Raw genomic sequence first — 26531 nt, 5'->3', positions numbered from 1 at the left:
GGTGGGGAGCTGGGCCACTGAGCTCAGCCCGGCGGGGGCGGCACGGGCGGGACCACGTTCCTGGGTCGCTGCGCGGGGGCAGAGCTGTTCGTCGGTCGTACCAGAAAAGGGTGAAAGGGTGAGGGAAACGCCTGCCTCAGTCGGTGTGGGGTAGGCGGGCGGCGGGGATGACGCCCAGGCGGCCCTTTTGGAAGTCCTCGAAGGCCTGCTTCAGTTCGGCCTGGGTGTTCATGACGAACGGGCCGTAGTGCGCGACCGGTTCGCGGATTGGTTGGCCGCCCATGATGAAGAGATCAAGTTCGGTCTTCGCCTCGAGGCGGATGGCGTCGCCGGGGCCGTGGGTGGCGAGTTGGCCGAGCTTGATCGGGCGGAGGTCGGTGCCGGCCCAGCCTTCGCCGGAGAGGGTGTAGACGAGGGCGTTGTACGACGGTTGCCAGGGCAGGTCGAGGCGTGCCCCGGGCTGGAGGGTGACGTGGGCGAGGTTGATCGGGGTGAAGGTCGAGCCCGGTCCGGAGTGGCCGGCGATCTCGCCGGCGATGACGCGGATCAGTGCGCCGCCGTCGGGTGTGGTCAGCAAGGCGGAGGAATGGCCGCGGATATCCTGATATTTCGGGTCGATCATCTTGGCGGCGCGGGGCAGGTTCACCCAGAGCTGGAGGCCGTGGAAGAGGCCGCCGCTCGTGACCAGGTGCTCCGGCGGTGCCTCGATGTGCAGGATGCCGGAACCGGCGGTCATCCACTGGGTGTCGCTGTTGGTGATCGAGCCGCCGCCGCCGAGGGAATCCTGGTGGTCCATGATCCCGTCGATCATGTAGGTGACGGTCTCGAAGCCGCGGTGAGGGTGCCAGGGAGTGCCCTTCGGTTCGCCCGGCGCGTAGTCCACCTCGCCCATCTGGTCGAGGTGGATGAAGGGATCAAGTTCGGTCATCGGTACGCCGGCGAAGGCCCGACGGACCGGGAAGCCCTCACCCTCGTAGCCCTGCGGAGCGGTGGTGAGGCGGCGGACCGGGCGGAAGTCGGTCATCGGGTCGAGCCGGGGCAGGCGCGGCAGGACGAGGACGTCGTCGACGGTGATGGCGGGCATGGTTACACCTTCCTGATTTTCGCGAAGACGCGGCCGATGACGGCGAGTTCCTCGTCGTCGAGGAGGTCGATGAAGCTCGAGCGGACGGTCTCCAGGTGGGCCGGGGCGGCGGCGCGCAATGCGGCGAGGCCCTCGTCGGTGAGCACGGCCTCATAGCCGCGCCCGTCGTCGGGGCAGGGCTCCTTGCGGACCAGCCCACGCTTGATCATGGAGCTGATCTGGTAGGTGATCCGGCTCGGGGAGAGCACCAGCCGGTTGGCCAGCTCGCCCATCCGGATCCGCCGGCCGGGGGCGTCGGTGAGGGCGATCAGGACGTGGTAGTCGTTCATGCTCAGGCCGGTGTCCGCCCGCAGCTCGTCCTCGAGCCGGGTGTGCAATGCCCAGGAGCTCTCGAGGAAGGTGCGCCAGTGCTGGAGCTGGGTTTTGGTGAGCGGTTTGGCCATGCCCGAACCGTACTCCTTAAAATCTGAAACAAACAACGAGACTATGGTCTCAGTCGTGAAGATCCGCAGAGCACGGGAAGACGACGCCGCGGAGCTGGTCCGCCTGCGAGCGGTCATGCTGCGCACCTTTGCCGGTGCCGACTGGACCGACGACTGGTGCGAGCCGACCCGGAAATCGCTGGCCAGGCGGCTTCCGGAGCCGTCGCCGACGCTCGTGGCGTTCGTGGTGGAGAGGCCGGACGGCACCGGGCTCGCCGCCTGTGCCGTCGGTGTCGTCGAGGAGCGGCTCGGTAGTCCCGGCAATCCGGAAGGCCTGGCCGGGTACGTCTTCAGCGTCTCCACGGACACCGACATGCGCCGGCGGGGGTATTCGCGGGCCTGCATGACAGCCCTGCTGGACTGGTTCCGGGAGCGTGGGGTGCGCACTGTCGACCTGCGCGCCTCGGTGGAGGGTGAGTCCCTCTACGAGTCGCTCGGCTTCCGGCGCACCCCGGACCCGGCTATGCGCCTGCGTCTTTGACGATCAGGCGGCGCGGGCTCCCAAGGAGCGGGCCAGCTCTGTCCGCAGCGCGCTGAAGTCGACGTCGCGCTCGGAGAGGATCATGGCCGCGAGGCCCTGCCCCTCGCGGAGGATGCCCAGCATGATGTGCTCCGGGGCGATGAAGTTCTGCTTGAGCCGGATGGCCTCACGCAGCGACAGCTCGAGCACCTTCTTGTTGCGGGGTGAGAACGGCACGTGCCCCGACCCGGCGGAGAAGCGGCCGAAGATCCCCCTCTTCTTCGGTGCCGGGCGGGGGAGGTGCAGTGCGCCGGCGCCGAAGTTCTCCTCGATCGCGGCGCGCACCGCCTCCAGGTCGATGCCGATCGACTTGAGCACCGCGGCGTCCTCGGCGTCCCGGTCCGCGATGGTGGCCGCCTCGCTGTGGTCCCCGACGTGCCGGATGATCGCCGCCAGCACGTAGTCGCGGTCGACGCCGTTGTCCCGAACGGCCTCGCGAACCGACCCGTTCTCACTGGCCAGCAGCGCGAGCAGGGTGTGCTCGGTGCCGATGGTCTCGTGGCCGAGGGCCCGGGCCTGCCCCTGCGCGCCGATCACGATGGCGCGGGCTTCCTTGGTGAATCGCTCGAACATCTCAGCTCTCCCGTGGGTCCGGCATCGGCATCAGCTTCGCGTGCTTCTTGTGTACGCCCTGGCGGGTCACCTCGAGGGCGTCCGCGATCTCCTGCCAGGACCAGTCCTTGGAGCGCGCGTTGGCCACCTGGAGGCGCTCGAGGCCCTCCAGGAGACGGCGCAGTGCCACCACCGCGCGCAGCCCCACCCGTGGGTCGGCACTGCTCGCGGCGGCCGCGAGGTCGGTCGCTTCGGTCATACTGTCAACGTACGTTGACGCCACCACTATGTCAACCGAAGTTGACACGAAGAGCAAAGAGAAGGACCGGCCCGAACGGGCCGGCCCTGCGAGCCGGGGTCAGCGTCCCCGGCCGGTCTTCTCCTGGAGCTCGTCGATCTTGCGGGAGGCGTCCGCCTTGCTGAGGTCGTCGGGGACCTCCTCGTTCGCCTCCGACGCGAGCGTACGAAGGTACGACTCCTGCGCTCCGGTCGCCGGCTCCTCGCCGGTCGTCCAGTCGTCGGGGTCCTTGATCGTGTTGCTGTTATCGGCGCTCGTCTGGTCGGCCATGACGCCGTCCTTCCGGTCGTAACCTCGCGGTCGTGAACTCGAACGCCTGTGCCATTACCCCGGGAAGGTCACTCCCATGCGGGAAGACTGCCCAGAGACACGGTCAACTCGACCGGGTGATGCACCGGCGCCGCCACCGTGAACCGAGCACCGAACGGGTCGGCGAGCTCGGCGAAGGCGGTCAGCCCGGCCTCGGCGGGCTGGCTGACGATGGTGCCGCCGAGCCGCTCGCACTGGTCGGCCGCGGCCTCGATGTCGTCGACCTGGAAGGCCGCGCGCCACCACGCACCGCGGTAACCGGTCGCCAGGCCGGCGATGGCGTCGTGGCCGTGGTTGAGCCACTCGCCGTTGCCGAACTCGTGCCGCAGCAGCCACCCGAAGGCGGAGCCGTAGAAACGAGCGGCGGCGTTCGGGTCGTCGGTGATGAGTTCCGGCCACGACATCGTGCCCGGTTCGCCGCCGGCCTGTGCGCCGGCGAAGTCGTGCCCCTGCCAGAGGGCGATGATGGCGCCGGACGGGTCGGCGACGACCGCGCGCCGTCCGCCGTGTGCCTCGGCAGGGTGGCTCAGGCAGTGCCCGCCGGAGAGAGCGACCTGCTCGAGGGTCTCCTCCAGATCGGGGGTGCTGAGATGGGTCAGCCAGCCGTCAGGCCGGTCGAGCCGGCTGCGGGTGAGGCCGGCGACGGCGCGTCCCCCGAGCTTGAACCGATCACCCGCTGACTCCCAGCCAAACAACTCTCCGTAAAACTCTGCCGCGCGTGCGGGGTCCGCACTCGCCAGCTCCACCCAGCAAGGTGTCAAGGGTGCATAGCCTCTGATCCGCATGAGCCGCTCCGTTGTGGACATCCCCAGTTGCTTGAGCACTCTACGGCACTGATAACGCTTCGTCACCACCGCACGGTTCATTGTCCGGTTTAGAGCAGAAAACTACTACACACGGTGAGCAGCTGAGTGATCCAGGTGACGCATTACCGGGGTTGCGGCGATTCCGTGCAGCACGACGGACACGACGACCACGAATCCCGCGGTCGCCCAGACGAGGTCCGCGGCGGGAAAATCGGCGTGCGTCATTGCATACGCAAGGTAATAAAACGAGCCGATGCCACGGATCCCGAACGCCGCGATCACCCAGTGTTCCGCGGTGCTCCCGGGTGCGCCCCGCAGGGCCGCGAACGCCGACAGTGGGCGGACCACGAAGATCAGGACCAGGCCGGCCAGAGCGGCCTGCCAGGTGAGCGGTGCCAGCAGGCCACCGACGACGGCACCACCGAGAAGCAACAGCAACAGTACGGTCAGCAGCCGCTCGGTCTGCTCGGCGAAGTCATGCAGGATCTGGTGGTACTCGTGCGACCGTTCCGCGGCGCGGATCGCCCGGGCGGCCACGAACACGGCCAGGAACCCGTAGCCGCCGGCCACCTCCACGGCGCCGTACGCCAGGAACGTCGCGGCGAGTGCGAGGAAACCCTCGGAGTGCCGGGAGAGCCGTAGCTCGTCCCGCTTCGCCCGGAAGAAGAGCTTGCCGAGCAACCGTCCGATGAGCAGGCCGCCGATCAGGCCCACGGCGCCTTTGTAGAGGACGTCCTCGAGCACCCAGTCGCCGAACCAGCCGGCCGGGGCGAGGCCGTACTGGGCGATGGCGATCGCGGCGTAGACGAACGGGAAGGCCAGGCCGTCGTTGAGCCCGGCCTCGGAGGTGAGCGCGAACCGTACCTCGTCCTCGGAGTCCTCCTCGTCGGTCGGCTCACCCACCTGCACGTCGGAGGCGAGCACCGGGTCGGTCGGCGCCATCGCGGCACCGAGCAGCAGCGCCGAGGCCGGCACCAGGCCCGCCCACCACCAGCCGAGCAGTGCGGTGGCCGCGATCGTGATCGGCATGGCGATGATCAGCAGGCGCCCGGTCGACGCCCAGCGCCGCCTGCCGAACGGGCGGTCGATCTTCAGGCCGGCACCCATCAGCGCGACGATCACGCCGACCTCGGTCAGGTGCTCGGTGAGCTTGGCGTGCTCGAGAGGATTCGACTCGGGCAGGCCGAGGGGCAGGCCGAAGACCAGCATGCCCAGGCCGAGGAACGCGATGGGCATCGAGAGCGGGCGGCGCTCCACGAGGCGAGGGAGGATACCGGCGAGCAGGGCGCCCACCCCGATCAGAGCGAACACCACATCGGACAGTTGCATTTGTGCCTTTTTATCCGAGACGGGAGATGGGGGAGGCGTCAAGGTCGTGCAGGAGAGCCGCGGGGGTCTCGTACGTCGCGATCGCACCGGCCGCACGCAACTCGGCCTCGCTGGTGCCGCCGCACGTCAGGCCGATGCACGGAATGCCCAGCTTGCCGGAGGCCTCGACGTCCCAGATCGCGTCGCCGACGAAGACCGCCCGCTCCGGATCGACGTCCGACTGCTCCAGCGCCGCTTGCAGGATGTCCGGGGCGGGCTTGCTCTCCTCGGCGTCCGCCGACGAGGTGGCCGCGGTGATGACGTCGTCCGCGCCCAGGACCCGGCGCAGCCGCTGGAGCTCCGTGCCCTTCGCCGACGAGGCGAGCACCACGGCGAGATCGCGGGAGGCCACCGCCCGTACCAGATCGGCCGCACCCGGCAGCGGCCGCAGCCGCTCCCACCAGGCCCCGTAGAGCACGTCGTGCGCGGTGTTCATCTGCTCGTCCGCGTCGTGGTCCCGGTCGGTGCCGAGCAGGTGGTCGAGCAGCTTGTCGGAGCCCATCCCGATGCCCCGATGGATGCTCGCCATCGGTACGTCACGGTCGTGCTGCCGCAGCGCTTCCCACCACGCGACGGCGTGCAGGTAGGTGGTGTCGATCAGCGTGCCGTCGACGTCGAACAGAACTCCGGGCCTCATGCCCTCGCATTACCCGGAAGCAGGATCTCGAACCAGACTGTGGAGCCGCGCACAGTGGGATCGGTGCCCCAGGAGTCGCTCAGCTCCTCGATCAGGCCCAGCCCGCGGCCCCGGCTGGCGAGGGTGTCGGTCTGCGCCCGGATCACGCTGCCCCGGGTGCCGGTGTCGGCGACCGAGACCAGCAGCCGCTCCGCGTTCAGGTCGATGTGCACCTGCGCCGGTGTGCCCGCGTGCAGCAGGGCGTTGGTGGTCAGCTCGCTGGTGCACAGGATCGCCGCGCCGATCACCGGCTCCGGCACCGACCAGTCCCGCAGGCGCGTCGACATCCACTGCCGCACCCGGCTCGGCCCGGTCGGCTCGGCGGGCACCAGTGTCGTCGCGGACCGGCTCATCGCCACCGCGTGCTCCACCGCCAGCACCGCCACGTCGTCGTCGGTGGTGCCCTCGACAGCGGCGGTGGCGAGCGAGCACAGGTTGCGCGGATCCCCGCTCTTCGAGGCGCCGGTGGCGGCGACGAGCGCGTCCAGCCCGTCGTTGAGCGGACGGCCGCGGCGCTCCACCACGCCGTCGCTGAACATCAGGATGCTGTCGCCCGGTTCCAGGCGCAGCGTCCCGGTCTGCCAGCGGCCGCCCAGGCCCAGCGGGGCACCCGGTGGCACCTTCACCAGCTCGGCCGTCGCCGGCCCGCCGCCGTGCCCGGCGCGGCGCAGCACCGGCGGCGGGTGACCGGCGCTGGCCAGGGTGATCGTGCCGTCGGACGGGTCGAGCACCCCGTAGACGACGGTCACGAAGATCTCCTCGTTGCGCGACTCCGCACCGAGCGAACCCACCAGCCGGTCGAGCCCGGCCAACACGCCCGGCGGTGCCGGATCGGTGAGCGCCAGCGCCCGCAGCGCGGCACGGACCTGGCCCATCACCGCGGCCGCACGCACGTCGTGCCCGGCCACGTCGCCCAGCACCATCGCGAGACGGCCGTCGAGCAGGTGGAACGCGTCGTAGAAGTCGCCGCCGGCGGCATTGCCGTCGACACCGACGTCGTAACGGGCCGCGATCCGGAACGTGTCCAGCTCGGGCAGGTGCTCCGGGAGCATGCTGCGCTGCAGCAACTGCGCGGTGCCGTGCTGCGCCTCGAACCGCCGGGCCCGCTCGGCGGCCTGCGCGACCAGCTCGGTGGTCGCCTTCAGCAGCGCCCGCTCGGCGGGCAGCCAGATGTGCGCGCGGCGGAAACCCATGATGAGGGCGCCGCGAACGGACGGGGTGCGCAGTGGCAGCGCGGCGAGGGCACGGATCCGCCGCTCGTGCCGATCGTTCGCCACCGCGTGCAGCGGCTCACCGTCGGCGACGAACGTCGCGCGCCCGGTCTCTGCCGCGGCCACCAGCGGCGCCGCCGGATCAGCGCTGACGCGCCGCCACACCGGTGGGAGACGTTCGTCGGCCTCGTCCAGCATCTCGCCGCGGATCCGGCGGACATATCGGTAGGCCACGCCGTCGTCGACAGCGAAAACACAATGATCAAGATCGAAAGAGGCCATCGCGTACGTGAGGACGACGCGCGTGACGTCGTCGATGGTCAGGGCGCCGGCCAGTCGGGCGGTCAGCTCACCGAGGCTCTGCAGGCGGTGTATCACCTGTGTGGTCTCGGCGGCCACGGTCAGGACGGCGGCGATCGAGCCGCGCGAGTCCCGTACGGCGGAGTGGCCCTGGGTGTAGAAAGCCGGCTCCGTCCCGCCCGGGGTGATCGGCACCTGGCTCTCCGGCTCGAGCACCGCGTGGCCGGACCGGAAGACGCGGGCGATGACATCGCCCATCCCCGGCTGCAGCCAGGCCTCACCGAAGGCCTCCGCTGCCGGGCGGCCCAGCGTGGTCGGATGCAGAGCGTTGAGCACCTCGGCGTAGGCGTCGTTGTAGAGGACGACGAAGTCGGCGCCATAGGTGAGCATCATCGGAACCGGGGAGGCGAGCATCAGCTCGACGGCCGCCCGGACCGCCGGATCCCACCGCGTGATGGGCCCGAGTGAGGTCGTCGACCAGTCGAACGCGTGCACCAGTGCCGCGCAGCCTTTGCCGGTGTGCTCTGCCCCGACGGCCTGCACGGGCAACGCCGAGAGCGCCGCCGGGCGGAGCCCGCCCGGCCCGATCCCTCCCGAGCCGACCATGCGGAAAGCCTATCCCGAGTGGTCCGTTTGTACGATGTCACACCGGCCGTCCGTCCGATAATTGACGGTCGGCGCCATCTGTCCCGTGCATGACTGCGCGTGAAGTGACACAGGGTGTGTGATCGCGAACTCTCTGATCTTGATTGGCCGCCTTTTTCCTGCCGGTCGCCCGTCGCTTCATCTTTCCTGCCGGTCGCCTGTTGCTGCACCTGTCCCGCCGGTCGCCCGTGGCCTCACTTCTCCGCCGGTCGCCCGTTGTTTCACTTTTCCGCCGGTCGCCCGTGGCTTCACTTTTCCGCCGGTCGCCCGTTGTTTCATCGAGGTTGGTGTTTCCGATGGGGGCCGGACGGGAGAAGTTGTCGCAGGCGCGTGGTAATCCAGTGTCCTGTGGTTCGCTGGGACCGGCCGCGCGGAGCGAAGGAGGGCGGATGACCCAGGACGGGCTTAGCCGTGGACTGAGCGATCTCTGGCGGTCGGTGGTGTTGTTCCTGCCGTTCGCGTTGGCGTTCCTGGCGATCCTGATCGTCGGCTACCTGCTGGCGCGACTGGCCCGCACCGTGACGGGCAAGGCGTTGCGCCGGATCGGGTTCGACCGGGCCGTCACCCGAGGGCCCGCCGGGAGGCTGTTCCGCGGTAAGGCGCCGAGCGCCAGTGACGTCTGCGCGCGGGTGGCGTTCTTCGTGGTGCTGCTGATCGCTGTGCAGATCGCCTTCGGGCTGTGGGGACCCAACCCGGTCAGCGACCTGCTCAACGGGTTGATCGCATGGCTGCCGCAGGTGTTCGTCGCCGTCGTCGTCCTGGTGGTCGCGGCCGCGATCGCGGGCGCCGCCCACGACCTGATCGTCGCGGCGCTGGGCGACCTCGGCTACGCGCGGGTGCTCGCCAAGGTGGTCGCCGCGGTGATCGTGACCCTCGGCGTGATCGCGGCCCTCGACCAGGTGGGCATCGCCACGTCGGTGACCCGCCCGTTGCTGATCACGATCCTGGCCACCGTGGCCGGGGTGATCATCGTCGGTGTCGGCGGCGGGCTGATCCGGCCCATGCAGCAGCGGTGGGAGGGCTGGCTCGACCGCGCGGCCACCGAGTCCGCGGCGATCCGGCAGCAGGCCAAGGCCTACGCGGAGGAGCGCGACCGCAAGGCGGCCGAGGAAGAGGCGCGCAAGGCCGAAGAGGCTCGGCTGGCGGAGGAGGCCCGCGCGGCAGAGGAAGCCCGTCGTGCGGAAGAGGCGCGGCTGGCGGAGGAGGCCCGTCGTGCCGAAGAGGCACGCCGTGCCGAGGAGGCGCGCCTCGCGGAGGAGACCCGGGCGGCCGAGGAGAAGCGCCGATCCGAGGAGACGCGCCGTGCCGAAGAGGCGCGGGTGGCGGAGGAGCGCCGGGTCGCCGAGGAACGGCGGGCCGAGGAGGAGCGCCGGGCCGAGGCGGAGAAGTGGGCCCAGGCCGCTCGGCGAGCCGCCGAGGAGCGGCGGGCGCAGGAGCTGGCGGCGGACGAGACCCAGGTGATCGCGGCGCCGGTGGCACGTGGGGACGATCGGCCGCATCTGATCCCGGGCTTCGACGAGCCTGACGACGAGCCGACTGTCGTCCGGAGTTCTGGCTCTGAAGCGATTGAGCCGGCCGGTGATGACGAAACGGTCGAGACCCGTGCGAAGGCGGGCGGCGATGTCGCGGGCGGTGATGTCGCGGCCGGGCCGGGGCGGGGTGAGGACGACACGGTTGACACCGGGGTTCGGCGGGAGGACGCGGCGGACACGACGGTCGACACGGGGGTTGGACGGGACGAGGACGCGGCCGACACGACGGTCGACACCGGGGTTCGGCGGGACGAGGACGCGGCCGACACGACGATGATCATGGGGGCCGGGGAAGAGGACGAGACTGTGGTCGTCACGTCAGGGTCCGACGTGAAGAGGTCGAGTCTGGTCCGGATTCCGGGGCCCGAGCGGACCGTGGTGATCGAGCCCTCGGACGACGGGGACCGCACGCAGGTGGTGCCGCTGCCGGAACCGGAGCGGACGCAGGTCATCGCCGCAGGTGCCGAGGACGATGACCGGACCGGTGAGCGGCGGCCCGGGAAGAGTTGAGCGGTCGCGCGGCCGGCGCCGTGATCGGTGGTGGACGTGAGGCGGGGCCGGCACCTGGATCGGTGCCGGCCCCGTTTTCGGACGGTCTCGGGTGTGCCCGGCTGGTCAGCCGGGCTGCGTGAGCCGGGCTGCGTCAGCCTGACTGGGGTCCCGCTGGCTGGGTCAGCGGATCAGCGGGTCGTCGGGAGGGTGCGGGCCAGTTCGCAGACGGCGAGGAGGCGGCGGAGCACCCAGTCGTTGAGGGTCCAGTCGATGGGGCCCTCGGGGGCGTTCCAGCCGTGCTGGAAGGCGGCGTCGCGGACACCCTCGGCGTAGGCGGCGAGCAGGATGGCGGTCAGCGGGCGGATGTCGGCGTCCAGACTGTCCCGGACACCGGCGGCGTGCTGGTCGATCACCGACATGAGGCCGGGGTTGTCCTGGGCGGCGGCGAAACCACTGACGCCGACTGCGGCGGTCAGGTCGGCGAGCGAAGCGTGGGCGGAGCGCTGAGCAGCGCGGGCGGCGGCGTTGCTGAACAGGCCATTCATGAGGGAAACGTTATGGAGCCACGGGTCGAGAACGGTTTCCCGTACAGGTGCAGGTCGGTTGAACCCGTTCCGGTGGGGAAATGGCGAGGACGCCGGGCAGGCCGGCGCGAGGACGCCGGCGGGAGGGCGGTTCAGACGTGGGAGATCAGCGTGAGGGTGGTCCCGAAGCGGGAGACCGGCGGGAGGGTGGTCCGGAAGCGGGAGATCAGCGTGAGGGTGGTCCGGAAGCGGGAGACCGGCGGGAGGGTGGTCCGGAAGCGGGAGAACAGCGTGAGGGTGGTCCCGAAGCGGGAGACCGGCGGGAGGACGGGCCGGATGCCGGGCATCGGCGGCCGGAAGGGCTGGATGACGTCACGGTGGAGGCGCTCGGGAAGCTGAGTGAGGCGCTGGAGACGGTGGAGCGGGTGCGGGGGCACCTCTACTCGCTGCATCAGCTGACCGGGACCGCCGACTTCATGCTGGACGAGGCCGTCTCGCTGTTCCGGAAGGCGGGGCACGCCGACGTTGCGGAGCGGATCGAGCACGAGCTGATCGGGCGCAACGTGATCCCGGGGCGGTGGACGTTCCAGATCGTCGAGGAGTACGACGACGGGTACTACACCGAGTTCCGCGCGGTGGAACGGGACGCGCGTGATCAGCTCGCGCAGGGGCGGCGACATCTCTACGAAGCGGAGTTGAAAGAGCGCCGGCGCACCCGTGGGCGACCGGGGCACGAAGCGTTGCCCGGTCACTCCTGGTAGTCGGCGACCTCGGGCTGGCGGCGCTGGGCGTCGTCGGCCACGATCACCGTGGCGACGACGAGGGCGACGACGACAGCGAAGAACCACGAGGCGTCATCGATCAGTTTCGCGGCCAGCGGGGCCTGGAACGAGGCTAGGAAAAAACCCAGCCACGCGAGGCGGCGCTGACGCTCAGAGAGGAAACCGGCAGATCGCACTCGGACAGTGTGGCGCGATAAGTGCGGTTTGCCGTCACCCGTTCGGCCGATTCTCCGTTGACCGATGGTGCCTCCCGCCTTGCGTCGACGTCGCTCAAGCGCGTTCGTCACCAGCCTGTTCCTGCTGTTCGGGCCGGTCGCCTGTTCCGGGTCCGAGCAGGTGCCGCCGCATCCGTTCCCCACTAAGCCGGACCGTGTTCTGGCCGGTCCGCTGCAGGACCGGACCGGAGCGTGGCTCACGCTGGGTGACGCGGCGAGCCGGGTACGCGTTCAGTTCGCGACCCTCCCGGGCCTGCTGTATCGGATCAGTACCGGACCCGACTCCGGCGTCGCACCGGTGGTGAGCCGCCACGGTGGCCGGGTCGCGGTACGCCTGCGCGGTACCGGGCGCGACGGCCTGGACGAGGTCCGGATCGTGCTGAACCGTGACGTCCGATGGGACATCCGGCTGCCCGCCGGTGCGGGGGAGCAGCAACTGCAACTGCGCAAGGGCCGGGTCGCCCGGGTTGATCTCGGCGCGTCCGGGCTCGCCGAGGTCTGGCTCTCCGACCCGGTCGGCACGGTGCCGGTGACGTTCACCGGCGGGATCGGCACCGCGGTGCTGGTCGCGCGGACGGCGGCGCCCTTCAAGATCCGGTTCGATCAGGGCGCCGGCTCGGTGGAGACGCCCTGGGCCGTCAACAACGGCACCGCGGCCGGGACCGTGCTGCGGGAGCGGGGCTACGCCCGGGCGGCCGACCGCTACCTGGTCAGGGTGAAGGGCGGGCTCGGCCACCTGACCCTGCGCCGCGCGGGCCAGGAGAAACCGGATCTCAGCTAGCGCCCGCCGCGCGGTTGGCGACTGGACCTGGGCTGTGCGCGCCGGAACGTGGCGCGGCCCGGCCCGTGCCCCGGCAGGTCAGCCCGGAGGCCGGGCGACAAGCTGGCGTGGCACGGAGGGGGCCGTGGTACTCCGGGTACTTTGCGCCGACCGTACTAAATAGGTGTTGATCTTTAAAAGGATGACTCAGTGCGGCCCGGTGATGCCCGTCGTGCTCGGGCGGCGATCGGTCGAAGGATCTTCCTGGCCGGAGTCGTTGTCGGTCGTGTCGTTCTGGCCGTCGGTGTCCCACGTCGCCATCGCCTGGTTCAGCTCTTCGAGCGGAAGCCGTTCCTCGTCGCGCCAGACGCCGTCGTTCTCGCGATCAGTCATGACTTTTCGCATACCCACCACCAGGCCCGCGAAACGGCCGCCCGGAATCAGCGTCCACCCTGAAAGCGGCCGCTTGAAATAGACGGCCGTCCGAAAATGACCGCCCGAAGGCACCGAAAACGGCCGCCCGAAGGCGGCCGTTTCAGACAGAGAAATCAGATTCCGGGGCGATCCACATTGCCGCGCCAGGCACCGGTCTCGATGCCGCCGCGGCTTTCGATGAACTCCTTGAAACGGTGCAGGTCGCCCTTGACCCGGCGGTCGATGACGCCGAGTTTGTCGCCCGCCGTCTCGACGAAGCCCTGTGGGTCGAAGTCCATCTGGACGGTGACCCGCGTGTGGGTGTCGTCGAGACGGTGGAAGGTGACCACGCCGGCCTGCTTCTCGCCGTCGGTGGAGTGCCAGGCCACGCGCTCGTCAGGCAGTTGCTCGGTGATCTCGGCGTCGAACTCGCGGCGGATGCCGGCGATCTCGGTCTTCCAGTGGGTGTGGGTGTCGTCGATCTGCTTGATCTCCTCGACGCCCTCCATGAACCGCGGGAATTCCTCGAACTGGGTCCACTGGTTGTAAGCGGCGCGTACCGGGACGTTGACGTCGACGAATTCGGTAACCGTACTCACGCGGTACTCCTCACGCTTTGTGTGCGAAACGCTCGTGCGCGAAACGCTGGGTGCGAACGCTTGGTGATTTTTGATCACGTCTGCGGAAGCTCGGCTTCCATGATTCAAAGGGTGCCCGGTCGTGGCGGGCCTAAACGCGGCCCCGGTGGGTAGCGTTCGGTTGTGGAGAATGTGGATGCGATCGTGATCGGCGCCGGCCACAACGGGTTGGTGGCCGCGAATCTGCTGGCGGACGCCGGCTGGTCGGTGCGGGTGCTGGAGGCGACACCGCAGCCCGGGGGTGCGGTCCGCTCCGGGTTCGTGACGGCCCCCGGCTACCTTTCCGACCTGTTCAGCTCGTTCTACCCACTGGGCTTCGCGTCGCCGGTGATGCGCTCGCTGCGCCTGGACGAGCAGGGCCTGCGCTGGACGCACGCTCCGGATGTGCTCACCCACCTGCTGCCGGACGGCCGTGCGGCCACGATCAACCGCGATCTGGAGCGCACGATGGCGTCGATGGAGCGGTTCGCTCCGGGCGACGGCGAGCGCTGGAAGCATGCGTACGACGACTGGCGCTCGGTGTCCCGGCAGATGTTGGACACGCTCTTCACCCCGTTCCCGCCGGTCCGCAACGGCCTGGGGCTGGCCCGGCAGTTGGGGGTGGGCGGCTCGCTGCGGCTCGCCCGGCGGCTGGTGCTCTCCGTCCGCGAGCTCGGCTCGGAGCTGTTCGACGGTGAGGGCGCGACCCTCGCCCTGGCCGGCTGTGCCCTGCACACCGACCTGTCACCCGAGGAGGCCGGCGGCGGCGTCTACGGCTGGCTGCTCACCATGCTCGGCCAGGAGTACGGCTGGCCCGTACCGGTCGGCGGGGCGCAGGAGATCACCGCGGCGCTGGTGAAACGGCTCACCGAGCGGGGCGGGGAGATCGTCTACAACGCTCCGGTGTCTCGGATCCTGGTGGCGCGGGGCCGGGCGATGGGCGCCCGTACCGCCGACGGCCGCGACTGGCGGGCCCGGCGCGCGGTGATCGCCGACGTGCCCGCCCCGGCGCTGTTCCTGGACCTGGTCGGCGAGCGCTGGCTGCCGCCGCGGGTGGTCGAGGACCTGGCGCACTTCCGCTGGGACGGCGCGACCCTGAAGGTGGACTGGGCCGTGCGCACGAAGATGCCGTGGAAGAACCCGGCAGCCGCCGGTGCCGGCACCGTGCACCTGGGCGCCGACCTGAACGGCCTGACCCGCTATTCGGCTCACCTGGCACAGGGCGAACTGCCGCCGGACCCGTTCATCCTGCTGGGGCAGATGACCACCGCCGACCCGGAACACTCGCCGGAGGGCACGGAGTCGCTGTGGGCGTACACCCATCTGCCGCACCGTAAGTCCTGGTCGGCCGACGAGATGGCCGAGCAGGTGGAGCGGATGGAGTCGGTGATCGAGGCGCAGGCGCCGGGCTTCCTGAACGAGGTGGTGGGCCGCAACGTGTTCTCACCCGCGGACATGGAACGGGAGAACCCGTCGCTTGTCGGCGGCGCACTGGGCGGCGGAACGTCGGCGGCGTTCCAGCAGTTGTTCCTGCGGCCCATCCCCGGGCTGGGCCGGCCGGACACCCCGGTGGACCGGCTGTACATGGGTAGCGCGTCGGCGCATCCGGGTGGCGGTGTGCACGGCGCACCGGGGGCGAACGCGGCGCGGGCGGCTCTGGCGCGGGACCGGGCGGTCACCGGGTCGGCCTACCGGGCGGTGATCAGCGCGGCGAACCGGGCGATCTACCGCTGAGCAGCAGGGTGCGCCTCGCCCGGGCCGCGGCTCGCAGGGTGCGCCTCGACCGGACCGCGGCTCGCAGGGCGCTCCAGAGGCGCAGGCGCCGGGAGCTGTCGATCGTCGCGAGCAGCTCGGCCAGCTCGCGGCGGTCCTCGCGGGGAACCATGGTGATCACGATGAGCACCGGCAGCACCGCTGAGGTGATCTCGACGACGAGGAAGAGGACCACCAGGAAGGCGACGACCGCGAAGACGGTCAGGTCGAGAACCGAGGTGGCGGTCATCGGAGGCCGCCGATCAGGGCTGCGACCACCAGCAGGAGTGCGGTGAGGAGCGCCAGGGCCACGACGGCGACCGCGGCGGCGGCCCGGAGCAAGGCTCCCATCGGGACCAGCACGGTCTTGATCAGTGAGAGGGAGAGGAGCAGGCACCCGGCGGCGACGACCAGGTAGAGCAGGCTTTGCGCGCCGGGCGCCCAGGGTTCGATCGATAAGGCGAGCTGTGACGACATGGGGAACCCCTATCCGAGACCACGGTGTGGTGAGGGCTGACGGCTCTGTCATCCGGTGGGAGTGATGCAGGAGTCGATGCGTCGCGGCGCTTCCCTCGAATATGCAAGTCGTGACAGGGTAAATGCAATCCGTTTCACTTCGTGAAAAGTGTGCCCCGGTAGGGTCTTGGCTGCATAGCCGACCAGTGCCATAGTTGCGGGCAGCAGAATATTCATGACTAGTCACAATGAGTCGAAAGTTTGCATTGCGCGCGAGCCGTCCGTATGCTATGAAACCATGCCAATCTCGGACGAAAAAGAAAAGTCGGACTCTCTCCTCACCGCCGTGGAAGTTCTCGCCACGTGCAGTAACGGGACATGTCCGACAATCTATGCCTCAAACCGCGGAACAGTTTTAGTGCAGGGATACACGGTATCCGCGGACGCGGCCGTCGGCGTGGGTGTCACTCCGCCGGTGGGTGAGCAGGTCGTCGAGATTCCTGCAGAACTCCTCGCTCAGGCGTTCGCTGCGATGAAAGGGCAATGACCGCACCACGACGGAAGGACCCGGGTCGGTGGCTGATACTCGCGAGCCCGGCAATCCCCGCGTGGTCGCGAGGGACGTGGGGGAGCGCCTCAGGGCGCGCCGCGAGGAGTCACGGATCACCGCCAACGTGCTGGCTGCCCGGGTGGCGATGAGCCAGCCGAAAATCTCCCGCATCGAGACAGGCCGTACAGCGGCTGCCCCGGAGGACGTCCGCCGGATTGCCGAGGCACTGCTGGTGCCGCCGGCGGAGATCGAGGAGCTTGTCGCGCTGGCCGCCGCCGCACGCGGTTACGCCGAGCATGCTCCGGACCTGGCCGGTGTGAGCGGCACCAACCTGGCGAAGAAACAGTACGAGCTGGGCGGACTGGAGCGGGAAGCGCGTGAGATCCGGGTCTTCCAGCCTGCGCTGGTGCCTGGTTTGCTCCAGAATGATGGTTATGCCGAGGCGGTCCTGGGTGGCGTGCAGCGGCTGGTCACCTCGACCGGCGACGACCGGTCGCCGGGCGCGGTGGTGAACGCCGTCGCCATCCGGATCGGCCGGCAGGGCATCCTCACAGTGCCGGAGAAAAGGTTCTACTTCCTGCTGATGGAGTCGGTGTTCAGCAACAGGCTGGGCCGGCCGTACAACCAGCTCGACCAGATCGAAAAGATCCGCCGGATCGCAGCTCAGGACAACGTTTGGCTCGGCGTCGTACCCGCCGATGCGCCGCTCGACGCGCCACCGGCGGCCGGCTTCGAGTTGCTCGACGACGAGTGGCTCCTGGTGGACCTCATGACGACCACCATGACGTACCAGTCACTCACTGATATCCGGGTCTACCGGCAGTACTTCGACAGCGTCGCGGCCTCAGCCATCACCGACGTCGACGACATCCTCAACAAGTACGCCGACCTTTACCACCGGCTCTCAGCGCGCCACTGATCTCACCGCGCCGCCGATCTCACCGGCTTTCGGCGCGCCGCTCAGGCTCCCGAGCCCGCTCCGCGATATCCGCCAGCCGCCGCAGCGTCTCGATGTTCCGGCGATGCAGGATCAGGTCGTTGACCTTGTTCCGCACCCACAGCAGCGGCCCCGCCTCGAAATCCTCGTGGATCACCACTCGGGTGGCATCCGTCCCCACCGGTTCCAGCCGGATGTCGACGATCGCCGCACCCAGCGGCCACAGCCCGGCATTCAGCTTCAGCCGCTTTCCCGGCTCGCACGACAGCACCGTCGAGGAGTCGTGCAGGGACAGCGGCCAGGGGCCCGCCTTGTGATGCAGTTTCGATCCGGGCGTCGGCCAGTTCGGCTCGACGTCGCGGATGTGCACTGTGCCGACCACCCAGTCGCTGTAGCTCCAGCCGTCGGCGAGGACGGCGAACACTCGATCGGGTGGGGCCTGAACGGTACGCGCAACTATCGCCACGGCTGCTCAGTACCCTGCTGAGGCCGGTCGTAACGGCCACCCCATGTTTACGCCCGAACGAGTCGGGCAACTGGCACCGCGTATTCGATTCCGGCTGGAGGAGCTCCCGTGCGAATTGCGATGATCTCCGAGCACGCCAGCCCGCTCGGCGCCGGCGACCAGCACGCCCATGTCGCCGAGCTCTCTGAGGCTCTGGCGGAACTCGGTAACGACGTACGTGTGTACACCCGTCGGGAGGACCCGGACGTCGCCGAGGTGGTGCTCACACCCAGTGGCGTGCACGTCGTGAACGTCGTGGCGGGCCCGGCCCAGCCCATCCCGCCGGATCTGCTGCTGCCGCACATGGGTGAGTTCGCCCGGGTGCTGGGGGAGATGTGGACCCGTGGCAACTGGGCGCCGGACGTCGCGCACGCCCACTTCTGGACCAGTGGGCTCGCCGCCGTCACCGCCGCCCGCCAGATCGGCATCCCGGTGGTGCAGTCGTTCCACGAGCTGGGCGATCTGGAGACCGGCGAGAAGCAGAACGGCCCGTCCCGGTCCGGCTACGAGCGTGCGCTCGGCCGGGCGGTGGACCGGGTGGTCGCACAGACCCAGGATGAGGTACGAGGACTCGTGCGCATCGGCGTTCCGAGAGCACGTCTGTCCGTAGTCCCGGCCGGGGTGAACAGTGACCGGTTCACCCCGGACGGCCCGGCCGTGGCTCGCGACCCGGAGCGCCCCCGCATCCTCTCGGTCGGCAAGCTCGTCGAGCGCAAGGGTTACGGCGACGTCATCCAGGCCATGCAGTACGTTCCCGGCGCCGAGGTGGTGGTGATCGGCGGCCCGTCGCCGGAGCAGCTGCCCGCCGACCCGGGTGCGAAGGTGCTCCGGGCGATGGCCGAGCAGTTCCGCGTCGCCGACCGGTTCAAGCTTGTCGGTTCGGTGCCGCACCGCGACATGCCCGCCTGGTACCGCTCCGCCGACCTGCTGTTCGCCACCTCCTGGGAGGAGCACTCGGCTCTCGAGGCGATGGCCTGCGGTGTGCCGGTGGTGGGGACCGCCGGCGGCGCCCTGACCGAGACCGTGGTGGACGGCCTCACCGGTGACCTGGTCGCCGACCGTGACCCGCGGGCGCTGGGCAGTGCGCTGCGCCGGCTGGTCAACGACAAGGTGCGCCGCTTCACGTACGCGACCGCGGCCCTCGACCGCGCCCGCCAGGCGTACTCCTGGAAGCGCGTCGCCGCCCAGGTCGGCTCCGTCTACTCCGCCGTGACCGGCCTCCGCCGCACGACCCCTGACGTGAATTCCGAAGCAGTGGCTTAGTACGGCATCCACCGATCGGTTGATCGCCGTTCCCGCTCGCTGATCGATTCGGGCACCCCGGTGTTTCCGCGACGCTGGGTGCATGACAGTCATCGAGGTCAAGAACCTGGCCAAGAGGTACGGCGAAACCGTCGCCGTACGGGACGTGTCGTTCGCCGTCGATCCCGGTGAGATCTTCGGGATCCTCGGGCCGAACGGCGCCGGCAAGACCACCACCGTCGAGTGCATCGCCGGGCTGCGTACCCCCGACTCCGGCACCATCAGCGTGCTCGGCCGCAGCCCGGCCGACCCGAGCCTGCGCGCCGAGGTCGGTGTGCAGCTGCAGGAGGCGGAGCTTCAGGAGAAGCTGACCGTCCGCGAGGCGCTGGAGCTCTACAGCACCTTCTACCCCGACCCGGCCGACTGGCGGAAGCTCGCCGGCGACCTGGGTCTCGAGGCCAAGCTGGGCACCCGGTTCGGCAAGCTGTCCGGTGGGCAGAAGCAGCGCCTGTCGATCGCGCTGGCCCTGATCGGCAACCCCAGGATCGCCATCCTGGACGAGCTGACCACGGGCCTCGACCCGAAGGCCCGCCGGGACACCTGGGACCTGATCTCGGGGATCCGCGACCGCGGTGTCACGCTGATCCTGGTCACCCACTTCATGGAGGAGGCCGAGCGCCTCTGCGACCGCATCGCGGTGATCGACAAGGGTGAGGTCGTCGCCCTGGAGACCCCGGCCGGCCTGGTCGAGCGGGCCTCCGACGAGCAGCGGATCCGCTTCCGCCCCACCACAGCGATGGACGACGAGCTGCTCACCGTCCTGCCCGAGGTCCGCGAGGTGCGGCGGCAGGGTGAGCGGATCGAGGTGACCGGCACCGGCAACCTGCTCTACGCCGTCGTCTCGGTGCTCGCGAGCAACGGCATCGTCGCCGCTGAACTGCGCATGGAGCAGGCCACCCTCGACGATGCCTTCGTCCACCTGACCGGCCGCGAACTGAAAACCGAGGAGTGACTCCGATGTCCGTCTTCACCAAGCTGACCCTGACCGAGTTCAAGATCTCTCTGCGCGACCCGCTGTACGCCTTCTTCACCCTGGTCTTCCCGGTCCTGCTGGTGGTGATCCTCGGCAATGTCCCGTCCATGAAGGAGGCGCCGCCGGAGCTCGGCGGTCTCCGGGTCATCGACCTCTATGCCGGTCTCGCGCTCGGCATCGCGATCGCCATCGTCGGGTTGCAGGGCATGCCGGCGGTGCTCGCCACCTACCGCGAGCGGGGCATCCTGCGGCGGCTCGCCACCACGCCGGTCCGGCCACTCGCGCTGCTCGGCGCTCAGGTCACGATGAACCTGGTCATCGTGCTGATGTCCACAGTGCTGGTGTTCACGGTCGCGAACCTCGCTTTCGGCGTGCCGTTGCCGAAGAACCCGTTGACCTTCCTGCTCGCGGTTGTGCTCTGCTGTGCCGGCCTGTTCGCCTTCGGGCTGCTGGTGGCCGCGCTGGCGCCGACCGGAAAGGCCGCCAACACGATCGGCACGGTCCTCTTCTTTCCGTTCATGTTCTTCGCCGGCCTCTGGGTTCCCCGCGAGTTCATGCCCGACGTGCTGCACACGATCAGCGATTTCACCCCGCTGGCCGCCGGGCAGCAGCTGCTCACCGACTCCCTCACCGGACAGTCGCCGTCCCTGCTCTCGGTTACCGTGCTCCTGGGATATCTGGTGATCTGCGGCGCCGCCGCGGTGAAGCTCTTCCGCTGGGAATGACGGGGTGACGGACATGCTGGACGCGGAGGAATCCGAGGGCTCCACCCAGGTCCGCCAGTGGTGGCTCACCTGGCTCACCTACGGCACCCTCGCCGGCTCCCTGGTCCTGGCGCTCGCCACCCGCAACACCGACCTGCCCACCCGCCCGCTTCCGGTGGTCCTGGGCCTGACCGCCGCGACAGCGCTCTGGCTGCTGTGGTGGATCACCCTGCACCCGTCCTGGGACAGGCGCCGGGGCCTCATGGCGATCTTCCTGACCGGGCAGCTCGTCCTCAGTGGACTCCTCGTCTGGTGCAGCCCGTTCTACGGCGTCTTCAGCTGGACCGGCTACCTCTTCACCGCCTACGCACTGCCCGGCCGGTGGCGGATCCTCGGAGCGATCCCGGTGGCCGCCATCGCGGCCGGCTCGCAGATCGGCGGCTTCCAGAACATCGGCTGGGGCGACGCGGCGTTCCTCTACGGCGCCGTCCTCGCCTGCAACCTGCTCATCGCGTCGGTGATGCTCTCCGTGGAGACCAAGTCCGAGGAGACCGCCGTCCGCCGCAGCCAGACGATCGACGATCTGGCCGAGGCGAACACCAAGCTCGAGAAGGCGCTCAAGGAGAACGCCGGCCTGCACGCCCAGCTCGTGGCGCAGGCCCGGGAGGCGGGCGTTCTCGACGAGCGGCAGCGGATGGCCGGCGAGATCCACGACGTGCTGGCACAGGGCCTCACCGGTATCGTCACCCAGCTGGAGGCGGCCGAGGCCCATCCCGGCGAACGCGATCGTCACCTCGCGTCGGCGAAACGGCTGGCCCGGGAGAGCCTCACCGAGGCGCGCCGGTCGGTGCAGGCGCTGCGCCCGCAGCCGCTGGCCGCGGCCCAGCTGCCCGAGGCGCTCGACGACGTGGTGCGCGGCTGGACCGGTATGCACGGGGTCCGGGCCGAGCTCATCACCACCGGAACGGCGCGGCCGCTGCTGCCGGAGATCGAAGCCACCCTGCTGCGGACGGCTCAGGAGGCGCTCGCCAACGTGGCCAAGCACGCCGACGCCGGCCGGGTCGGCCTCACACTGTCCTACATGGAGGATGTGGTGACCCTCGACGTCCGCGACGACGGAACGGGCTTCGACCCGGCCCTGCCTCGCGAGACCGGCGACGACGGCGGGTTCGGGCTGCGGGGGATGCGGGAACGGCTGTCCCGCATCGCCGGAACCCTCGAGGTGGAATCGGAGCCGGGCGCGGGGACAGCGATCTCCGCTTGCGTACCGGCGATCGCGATCGGGAGCGCTGCATGATCAAGCTGGTCATCGTCGACGATCACCCGGTGGTCCGGGACGGGTTGCGCGGCATGTTCGACGGCGACGACCGGTTCACCGTGCTGGGTGAGGCCGGCGACGGGCGGGAGGCCCTCGCCGTCACCGCCGCCGTCGCGCCCGACGTGGTGCTGATGGACCTGCGCATGCCGATCATGGACGGCGTCACCACGATCCGGGAGCTGAAGGCCCGGGGTTCGGCGGCGCGCGTGCTGGTGCTGACCACCTACGACACCGACACCGACGTGCTTCCGGCGATCAAGGCGGGGGCGACCGGCTACCTGCTCAAGGACACCCCGCGCGAGGAGCTGTTCCGCGCCGTGCTGGCCGCGCACCGCGGAGAGTCGGTGCTGTCACCGGCGGTCGCCGGCCGTCTCATGGGCCAGCTTCGCTCACCGGCGAAGGAGCCGCTGAGCCAGCGCGAGCTGGAGGTTCTCTCGCTCATCGCGCAGGGCTGCTCCAACCGGGAGACCGCCGGGCGCCTTTTCATCAGCGAGGCGACCGTCAAGACTCACCTGCTTCACGCGTACGCGAAACTCGGCGTCCGCGACCGCGCCGCCGCGGTGGCCACGGCCTTCGAACGCGGCCTGCTGGGACGTGACTGAAAACCTTTTTTCGGTACGACCCACGCAAAGTCCCACCAGCCGTCGCGGACCGGCCCGGCGATCCACCGGGCCGTCCCCCGCCGCCGGCTCATGAACTCCGGCGGGCCTCACCCCGCCTCCGGCCCATCAGCTCCGGCGGGCCTCACCCCGGCCTCCGGCCCATCAGCTCCGGCGGGCCTCACCCCGGCCTCCGGCTCATCAGCTCCGGCGGGCCTCACCCCGGCCTCCGGCTCATCAGCTCCGGCGGGGCTCACCCCGATAGGTCCCGAACGCCCACAGGTTGCCCTCCGGATCCCGGGCACTGAAATCCCTCGACCCGTAATCAGTGTCGAACGGCTCCTTCACGATCGTCGCACCGGCCTTGGCCGCCCGCTCATGCAGCGCATCCGGCTCGTCGGTGACCACATACGCCCCGAACGTCCCCGGCCGCAGAGCCCACTTGTCGTCCGGATCGTCCCGCACCGACCCGAGCATGATGCCCCCACCCGGCGGCCAGCTCAGCTGACAGTGGTCCACCCGGTCGCCCTCACCGTACGAGACGGTCTCCTCGAACCCGAACGCGTCCACCAGGAACCGGATCAGAGCCCGGGCGTCGTTCGCCCGCAACGTCGGCCACACCTGCGGTGCCGGAGTCGTATCAGTCATGCCCCTCATCGTCGTCCGAGGCAGCCGCCGCGGCTTGGACGAAACCGAACTCGTCGGCCATCCAGCGGGTCGGCGAGCACCCCGCGAACGCCTGAAAGTCACGGACCAGGTGCGACTGGTCGGCGTACCCGTGCGACGCGGCCACGTCGGCGAGCCGCACACCAGGCCGCACCGCGCGCCGGGCCCGATCGAACCGGGCCACCCGGGCCGCCTCCTTCGGGCGCAGGCCCACCTCGGTGCGGAACCGATCGGTCAGGTATCGGCCGCTCCACCCGACCTCGGCGGCGAGCTCGGCAATCGGCACGGTGGCGTGCAGAAGCCTTCGGAACGCGTACCCCACCTGGTTGGGACCGTGCCCGTCCCGCAACAGCCCGCCCAGCATGGTGTCGAGGACCGCGAAGCGGGCCGGCCAGTCCGCCGCCGCACACAACCGCTCCCGCACCTCACCCACGAACCGCTCACCGAGCACCGCCGACGCCGCCACGTCCAGCCCGGCCAGCTCGCCCGCGGGCAGCCCGAGCAGCGCCCGGCAACCGACCGGATGCACAGCGACCTGCACCCCCGACTGGCACCCGTCGTGCGTGATCAGCGCGGGCGCGAGATGCAGCCCGCCGAGCAGCGCCGAGTACCGCCCCGCCCCCTGCCGCGGATCCGGATGCACGGCGACCACCAGCGGATCCTCCATCGTGAAGATCAACGTCAGAAACGGCGACGGCAGCCCCCGATGCCGCGCCGGAGCCAGCCCTCGCTGCCGATATCCGGAGTACCGGGCAACAAACGGCCGCAACATCCCCGCCGGCCGCCCCAGCGCATATTCGTCCAGCGGCCGGGCAGGCGTGTTCCCGTCCAGCACCCCTGCCGGCCGGGTTGTCGCGCTCTCCTCGAGCACCATCGTCCGATTATCTGCGAAGATCGGGGAATGTCGCGTGCGGTGGTCATCGGAGCCGGAATCGGCGGACTTGCGACCGGATTGGCGCTCCAACGCCGCGGCTGGGACGTCACCATCCTCGAACGCGCCCCCCAACTCGACCCCGTCGGCGCCGGCCTGGCCGTCGCCCCGAACGCGCTACGCGTCCTCGACGCCCTGGGAGTCGGCTCCCACCTGCGCGAACTCTCCGGCCTCCAGGGCGCCGCCGGCATCCAGCGCCCGGACGGCGCCTGGATCACCCGCACCGACGCGACCCGCGCCACCGAGCGCTTCGGCGAGCCGGTCATCATCGTGCACCGCGCCACCCTCGTCGGCGTACTGGCCGATGCACTCACCCCCGGCACCCTCCTCCTCGGCCGCACCGCCGAAGACGTCGAGCCCACATCCGGGCGAGTGGTCACCGCCGAGGCCGTCGACCCCACCACCGGTCGAGTGCTCACCGCTGCTGAGACTCTCACCGCGGATCTTGTGGTCGCGGCGGACGGGCTGCACTCCCGCATCCGGGCGAAACTCTTCCCCGACCACCCCGGCCCGGTCCACACGGGCGTCACCAGCTGGCGAATAGTCGTCCCCCACCCCGGCGGCACCATCCTGCCCACCGAGACCTGGGGCGCCGGCAAAGTCTTCGGTGTCGCCCTCCTCGGCGACGGCCGCGTCTACTGCTACGCCACCGCTCCGGCCACCCCCGACGGCCGAGCTGTCGACGAGCGGGCCGAGATGCTCCGCCACTTCGCCGGATGGCACGAGCCGATCCCCTCCCTGATCGCCGCCGCCACCACGGTCACCCGCACCGACATCCGCTGCCTCGACGAGCCCCTGCCCCGCTTCCACTCCGGCAAGGTCGCCCTCCTCGGCGACGCCGCGCACGCCATGACCCCCAACCTGGGACAGGGCGCCTGCCAGGCCCTGGAGGACGCCATAGTGCTCGCGACCCACGCCGACACCCTCAGCCGGTACACCGCCGAGCGCCTGCCCCGCACCACCGACGTAGCCCGCGCCTCCCGCCGCATCGGCCGCATGGCAGCCCTCGACAACCCCGCCGCCGAGTGGCTACGCAACACCGCCATGTCGCTGACCGGCAAACTCGGCCCCGACCTGGTCCTGCGCCAAATGGACCCGATCCTCACCTGGCGCCCACCCACCGCCTGAACACGCCGTCCGCCGGTGGGAGCGTAGCCGCACACATTGGAGTTGCGTGTGCGCTGACAAGGCCCATGACGTGGGTAAACGAGCGACTTTCCCAGGTTTGACGTTTGGTGTCCGCCAGCTGAGATGCGCGGGATGCAGAAGACGCGAGGGATGCCCGGATATACGGGATGCGCGGGGCGCGGGTGATCCGCGGGCGGGGGATGCGCGGGGCGCTGGGATGCGCGGGGTGCGGGGTGCGGGGTGCGGGGTGCGCGGGGTGCGGGGTGCGCGGGCGGGGTGACGGTGGGCGGGGTGGGGAGTGTGAAGTTCGGGAGTGGGGGCGCCCGAACTTCACACGGTGGATCAGGCGGAGAGCGCTCGGGCGAGGTCGTCGCGGAAGGAGCGCTCGTTTTCGGTCACGGGTTCGGAGCCGATGCCGAGGAGGCCGCCGGTTGAGGCGGCGCCCACGACCGCGTCGGCGATCTCCAGGAGCCAGTGGCGGTAGGTTTCGGCGTCGGCGAGTGATGCCTTCGTGGCGAGCAGGGAGGCTGCCTCGCCGGCGCGGCCGAGTACGTCGGTGGCGTAGCCGGTGGGGTCGCTGGGCTCGATGACCGGCGGTTCCTCGCCGATCTCCGGGTCGCCGGCCTCGGCAACCGCCGCGGAGGCGACGGCGGAGACCAGTCGGCTCGCCGAGGCCCGGGCGTCGGAGATGCGGTCGAGCCCGGCCGCGCTCTCGGCGCGGGTCTTGCGTGCGCTGTCCGGGGTGGCGGCGCTCGCCGCGGTGAGCACCGATTGCGGCAAGCCGGTGAGCAGGCCCCATTCGGAGTCGGTGTAGCCCAACTGTGCGTAGAGCGGTTCGTCCGTCACGCGTGATCCTTTCCGATCGGATGGCCGACAGCATTCTTACCTACCCCGTTCCACCTGTCGCACCACCGCATGACGATCAAATCCGTGTTACACCTTCTGGTCGGTTTCGGACTCCCACCCCGAACAGCGGCGAACGACGACGAAAGCCGCGACCCCGACGGCGAAAGCCGCCGGCGCCCCCTCGGCGCCGGCGGCTCGCGGTATGTGGAGCCGCACCCGGTGACCACCCACTCACAGCCCGGCGGGCGCGCAGCGGCCCGCAGCACCCACCCGGATC

The 26531-nt window shown here is 70.1% G+C and carries 33 protein-coding genes; 13 read left to right on the top strand and 20 right to left on the bottom strand.

The features are described 5' to 3' along the window. Positions 1 to 136: 136 nt before the first annotated feature. Together ACFQV6_RS33865 and ACFQV6_RS33860 are read right to left on the bottom strand one after the other, a co-directional pair. Positions 137 to 1084 carry a pirin family protein gene (locus tag ACFQV6_RS33865; RefSeq protein ID WP_378031731.1) on the bottom strand — a complete coding sequence of 316 codons (948 nt, stop codon included), beginning with the start codon at positions 1082 to 1084 and terminating at the stop codon, positions 137 to 139. Between the two features lie 2 nt (positions 1085 to 1086). Next, the gene (locus ACFQV6_RS33860) at positions 1087 to 1527 is read right to left on the bottom strand and encodes a MarR family winged helix-turn-helix transcriptional regulator (protein WP_378031730.1); all 441 of its coding nucleotides are present in this window, start codon (positions 1525 to 1527) and stop codon (positions 1087 to 1089) included. 55 nt (positions 1528 to 1582) lie between these two features. Between ACFQV6_RS33860 and ACFQV6_RS33855 the strand changes: the two genes are divergently transcribed. After that, positions 1583 to 2047, top strand: a complete 465-nt coding sequence (locus ACFQV6_RS33855; protein WP_378031729.1) for a GNAT family N-acetyltransferase — start codon at positions 1583 to 1585, stop codon at positions 2045 to 2047. Between the two features lie 3 nt (positions 2048 to 2050). Here the strand turns inward: ACFQV6_RS33855 and ACFQV6_RS33850 are convergent, their stop codons facing one another. The 7 genes from ACFQV6_RS33850 to ACFQV6_RS33820 all read right to left on the bottom strand — a co-directional run bounded on the left by ACFQV6_RS33850 (position 2051) and on the right by ACFQV6_RS33820 (position 8212). After that, complete coding sequence (locus ACFQV6_RS33850; protein WP_378031728.1) at positions 2051 to 2659, bottom strand: Clp protease N-terminal domain-containing protein; 609 nt, start codon at positions 2657 to 2659, stop codon at positions 2051 to 2053. Position 2660: 1 nt separating this feature from the next. Further along, entirely contained in the window at positions 2661 to 2897 is a 237-nt protein-coding gene (locus tag ACFQV6_RS33845; RefSeq protein ID WP_378031727.1) for a helix-turn-helix domain-containing protein, read from the bottom strand. A gap of 99 nt (positions 2898 to 2996) precedes the next feature. Beyond that, positions 2997 to 3206, bottom strand: coding sequence for a DUF3072 domain-containing protein (locus ACFQV6_RS33840; RefSeq protein WP_378031726.1), 210 nt, complete (start codon positions 3204 to 3206; stop codon positions 2997 to 2999). A 68-nt stretch (positions 3207 to 3274) separates the two neighbouring features. Continuing rightward, entirely contained in the window at positions 3275 to 4030 is a 756-nt protein-coding gene (locus ACFQV6_RS33835; RefSeq protein WP_378031725.1) for a VOC family protein, read from the bottom strand. 105 nt (positions 4031 to 4135) lie between these two features. Continuing rightward, positions 4136 to 5380 (bottom strand): cation:proton antiporter, encoded by a 1245-nt coding sequence (locus tag ACFQV6_RS33830; RefSeq protein WP_378031724.1) that lies wholly within the window; start codon positions 5378 to 5380, stop codon positions 4136 to 4138. A 10-nt stretch (positions 5381 to 5390) separates the two neighbouring features. Then, positions 5391 to 6056 carry an HAD family hydrolase gene (locus ACFQV6_RS33825; RefSeq protein ID WP_378031723.1) on the bottom strand — a complete coding sequence of 222 codons (666 nt, stop codon included), beginning with the start codon at positions 6054 to 6056 and terminating at the stop codon, positions 5391 to 5393. Next, positions 6053 to 8212, bottom strand: coding sequence for a SpoIIE family protein phosphatase (locus ACFQV6_RS33820; protein ID WP_378031722.1), 2160 nt, complete (start codon positions 8210 to 8212; stop codon positions 6053 to 6055). The genes ACFQV6_RS33825 and ACFQV6_RS33820 overlap by 4 nt, the downstream gene beginning before the upstream one ends. A 428-nt stretch (positions 8213 to 8640) precedes the next feature. Between ACFQV6_RS33820 and ACFQV6_RS33815 the strand changes: the two genes are divergently transcribed. Then, positions 8641 to 10293: a hypothetical protein gene (locus tag ACFQV6_RS33815; RefSeq protein ID WP_378031721.1), complete on the top strand. Its 1653-nt coding sequence runs from the start codon at positions 8641 to 8643 to the stop codon at positions 10291 to 10293. 170 nt (positions 10294 to 10463) lie between these two features. Here the strand turns inward: ACFQV6_RS33815 and ACFQV6_RS33810 are convergent, their stop codons facing one another. After that, positions 10464 to 10820: a DUF6401 family natural product biosynthesis protein gene (locus ACFQV6_RS33810; protein WP_378031720.1), complete on the bottom strand. Its 357-nt coding sequence runs from the start codon at positions 10818 to 10820 to the stop codon at positions 10464 to 10466. A 131-nt stretch (positions 10821 to 10951) separates the two neighbouring features. Further along, complete coding sequence (locus tag ACFQV6_RS33805) at positions 10952 to 11146, bottom strand: hypothetical protein (RefSeq protein ID WP_378031719.1); 195 nt, start codon at positions 11144 to 11146, stop codon at positions 10952 to 10954. Positions 11147 to 11176: 30 nt separating this feature from the next. Between ACFQV6_RS33805 and ACFQV6_RS33800 the strand changes: the two genes are divergently transcribed. Further along, complete coding sequence (locus ACFQV6_RS33800; protein ID WP_378031718.1) at positions 11177 to 11560, top strand: hypothetical protein; 384 nt, start codon at positions 11177 to 11179, stop codon at positions 11558 to 11560. Here ACFQV6_RS33800 and ACFQV6_RS33795 read toward each other — a convergent pair. Next, the gene (locus tag ACFQV6_RS33795; RefSeq protein WP_378031717.1) at positions 11548 to 11757 is read right to left on the bottom strand and encodes a hypothetical protein; all 210 of its coding nucleotides are present in this window, start codon (positions 11755 to 11757) and stop codon (positions 11548 to 11550) included. The two genes, ACFQV6_RS33800 and ACFQV6_RS33795, sit on opposite strands and share 13 nt — an antisense overlap. A 79-nt stretch (positions 11758 to 11836) precedes the next feature. Here ACFQV6_RS33795 and ACFQV6_RS33790 point away from each other — a divergent pair, with 79 nt between their 5' ends. Further along, a complete protein-coding gene (locus ACFQV6_RS33790) occupies positions 11837 to 12577 on the top strand; it encodes a hypothetical protein (protein ID WP_378031716.1) in 741 nt (246 codons plus the stop codon). 186 nt (positions 12578 to 12763) lie between these two features. Here ACFQV6_RS33790 and ACFQV6_RS33785 read toward each other — a convergent pair whose 3' ends face one another. Both ACFQV6_RS33785 and ACFQV6_RS33780 read right to left on the bottom strand, forming a co-directional pair. Next, a complete protein-coding gene (locus ACFQV6_RS33785; RefSeq protein ID WP_378031715.1) occupies positions 12764 to 12949 on the bottom strand; it encodes a hypothetical protein in 186 nt (61 codons plus the stop codon). Positions 12950 to 13104: 155 nt separating this feature from the next. Then, on the bottom strand, positions 13105 to 13569 hold the full coding sequence (locus ACFQV6_RS33780) for an SRPBCC family protein (protein ID WP_378031714.1): 465 nt from the start codon (positions 13567 to 13569) through the stop codon (positions 13105 to 13107). A gap of 162 nt (positions 13570 to 13731) precedes the next feature. Between ACFQV6_RS33780 and ACFQV6_RS33775 the strand changes: the two genes are divergently transcribed. Continuing rightward, positions 13732 to 15321 (top strand): phytoene desaturase family protein, encoded by a 1590-nt coding sequence (locus ACFQV6_RS33775; RefSeq protein ID WP_378031713.1) that lies wholly within the window; start codon positions 13732 to 13734, stop codon positions 15319 to 15321. Here the strand turns inward: ACFQV6_RS33775 and ACFQV6_RS33770 are convergent. After that, positions 15290 to 15589 carry a hypothetical protein gene (locus tag ACFQV6_RS33770; RefSeq protein WP_378031712.1) on the bottom strand — a complete coding sequence of 100 codons (300 nt, stop codon included), beginning with the start codon at positions 15587 to 15589 and terminating at the stop codon, positions 15290 to 15292. The genes ACFQV6_RS33775 and ACFQV6_RS33770 overlap by 32 nt on opposite strands. Further along, positions 15586 to 15816, bottom strand: coding sequence for a hypothetical protein (locus tag ACFQV6_RS33765; RefSeq protein WP_378031711.1), 231 nt, complete (start codon positions 15814 to 15816; stop codon positions 15586 to 15588). Before ACFQV6_RS33765 ends, ACFQV6_RS33770 begins: the two co-directional genes overlap by 4 nt. A 277-nt stretch (positions 15817 to 16093) precedes the next feature. Between ACFQV6_RS33765 and ACFQV6_RS33760 the strand changes: the two genes are divergently transcribed. Together ACFQV6_RS33760 and ACFQV6_RS33755 are read left to right on the top strand one after the other, a co-directional pair. Next, positions 16094 to 16342, top strand: coding sequence for a hypothetical protein (locus ACFQV6_RS33760; RefSeq protein WP_378031710.1), 249 nt, complete (start codon positions 16094 to 16096; stop codon positions 16340 to 16342). Positions 16343 to 16370: 28 nt separating this feature from the next. Next, positions 16371 to 17264 carry a helix-turn-helix domain-containing protein gene (locus ACFQV6_RS33755; RefSeq protein ID WP_378031709.1) on the top strand — a complete coding sequence of 298 codons (894 nt, stop codon included), beginning with the start codon at positions 16371 to 16373 and terminating at the stop codon, positions 17262 to 17264. 19 nt (positions 17265 to 17283) lie between these two features. Here ACFQV6_RS33755 and ACFQV6_RS33750 read toward each other — a convergent pair whose 3' ends face one another. Continuing rightward, positions 17284 to 17748, bottom strand: a complete 465-nt coding sequence (locus tag ACFQV6_RS33750) for an SRPBCC family protein (protein WP_378031708.1) — start codon at positions 17746 to 17748, stop codon at positions 17284 to 17286. Between the two features lie 108 nt (positions 17749 to 17856). On the opposite strand from ACFQV6_RS33750, the gene ACFQV6_RS33745 reads away from it, so the two are divergent. The 5 genes from ACFQV6_RS33745 (at position 17857) to ACFQV6_RS33725 (ending at position 22686) form a co-directional block, all read left to right on the top strand. Then, positions 17857 to 19050 carry a glycosyltransferase gene (locus ACFQV6_RS33745; protein WP_378031707.1) on the top strand — a complete coding sequence of 398 codons (1194 nt, stop codon included), beginning with the start codon at positions 17857 to 17859 and terminating at the stop codon, positions 19048 to 19050. 82 nt (positions 19051 to 19132) lie between these two features. After that, the gene (locus tag ACFQV6_RS33740) at positions 19133 to 20041 is read left to right on the top strand and encodes an ABC transporter ATP-binding protein (RefSeq protein ID WP_378031706.1); all 909 of its coding nucleotides are present in this window, start codon (positions 19133 to 19135) and stop codon (positions 20039 to 20041) included. Between the two features lie 5 nt (positions 20042 to 20046). Next, complete coding sequence (locus tag ACFQV6_RS33735) at positions 20047 to 20787, top strand: ABC transporter permease (RefSeq protein WP_378031705.1); 741 nt, start codon at positions 20047 to 20049, stop codon at positions 20785 to 20787. Between the two features lie 13 nt (positions 20788 to 20800). Further along, entirely contained in the window at positions 20801 to 22063 is a 1263-nt protein-coding gene (locus ACFQV6_RS33730; RefSeq protein ID WP_378031766.1) for a sensor histidine kinase, read from the top strand. Next, complete coding sequence (locus ACFQV6_RS33725) at positions 22060 to 22686, top strand: response regulator (protein ID WP_378031704.1); 627 nt, start codon at positions 22060 to 22062, stop codon at positions 22684 to 22686. Before ACFQV6_RS33730 ends, ACFQV6_RS33725 begins: the two co-directional genes overlap by 4 nt. Before the next feature lie 234 nt (positions 22687 to 22920). Here the strand turns inward: ACFQV6_RS33725 and ACFQV6_RS33720 are convergent, their stop codons facing one another. Together ACFQV6_RS33720 and ACFQV6_RS33715 are read right to left on the bottom strand one after the other, a co-directional pair. Further along, positions 22921 to 23331, bottom strand: coding sequence for a VOC family protein (locus tag ACFQV6_RS33720; RefSeq protein ID WP_378031703.1), 411 nt, complete (start codon positions 23329 to 23331; stop codon positions 22921 to 22923). After that, complete coding sequence (locus ACFQV6_RS33715; RefSeq protein WP_378031702.1) at positions 23324 to 24223, bottom strand: helix-turn-helix domain-containing protein; 900 nt, start codon at positions 24221 to 24223, stop codon at positions 23324 to 23326. Before ACFQV6_RS33715 ends, ACFQV6_RS33720 begins: the two co-directional genes overlap by 8 nt. A 27-nt stretch (positions 24224 to 24250) precedes the next feature. On the opposite strand from ACFQV6_RS33715, the gene ACFQV6_RS33710 reads away from it, so the two are divergent. Further along, positions 24251 to 25408 (top strand): FAD-dependent oxidoreductase, encoded by a 1158-nt coding sequence (locus ACFQV6_RS33710; protein ID WP_378031701.1) that lies wholly within the window; start codon positions 24251 to 24253, stop codon positions 25406 to 25408. A gap of 342 nt (positions 25409 to 25750) precedes the next feature. On the opposite strand, the gene ACFQV6_RS33705 is transcribed toward ACFQV6_RS33710, so the two are convergent. Beyond that, complete coding sequence (locus ACFQV6_RS33705; RefSeq protein WP_378031700.1) at positions 25751 to 26254, bottom strand: hypothetical protein; 504 nt, start codon at positions 26252 to 26254, stop codon at positions 25751 to 25753. Positions 26255 to 26531: the final 277 nt, after the last annotated feature.

This window comes from Actinoplanes sp. GCM10030250 (assembly GCF_042666575.1).
Classification (GTDB): Bacteria; Actinomycetota; Actinomycetes; order Mycobacteriales; family Micromonosporaceae; genus Actinoplanes.
Note: the sequence above shows the minus strand (reverse complement) of the source record. Positions and strands in the feature narration are given on the sequence as shown.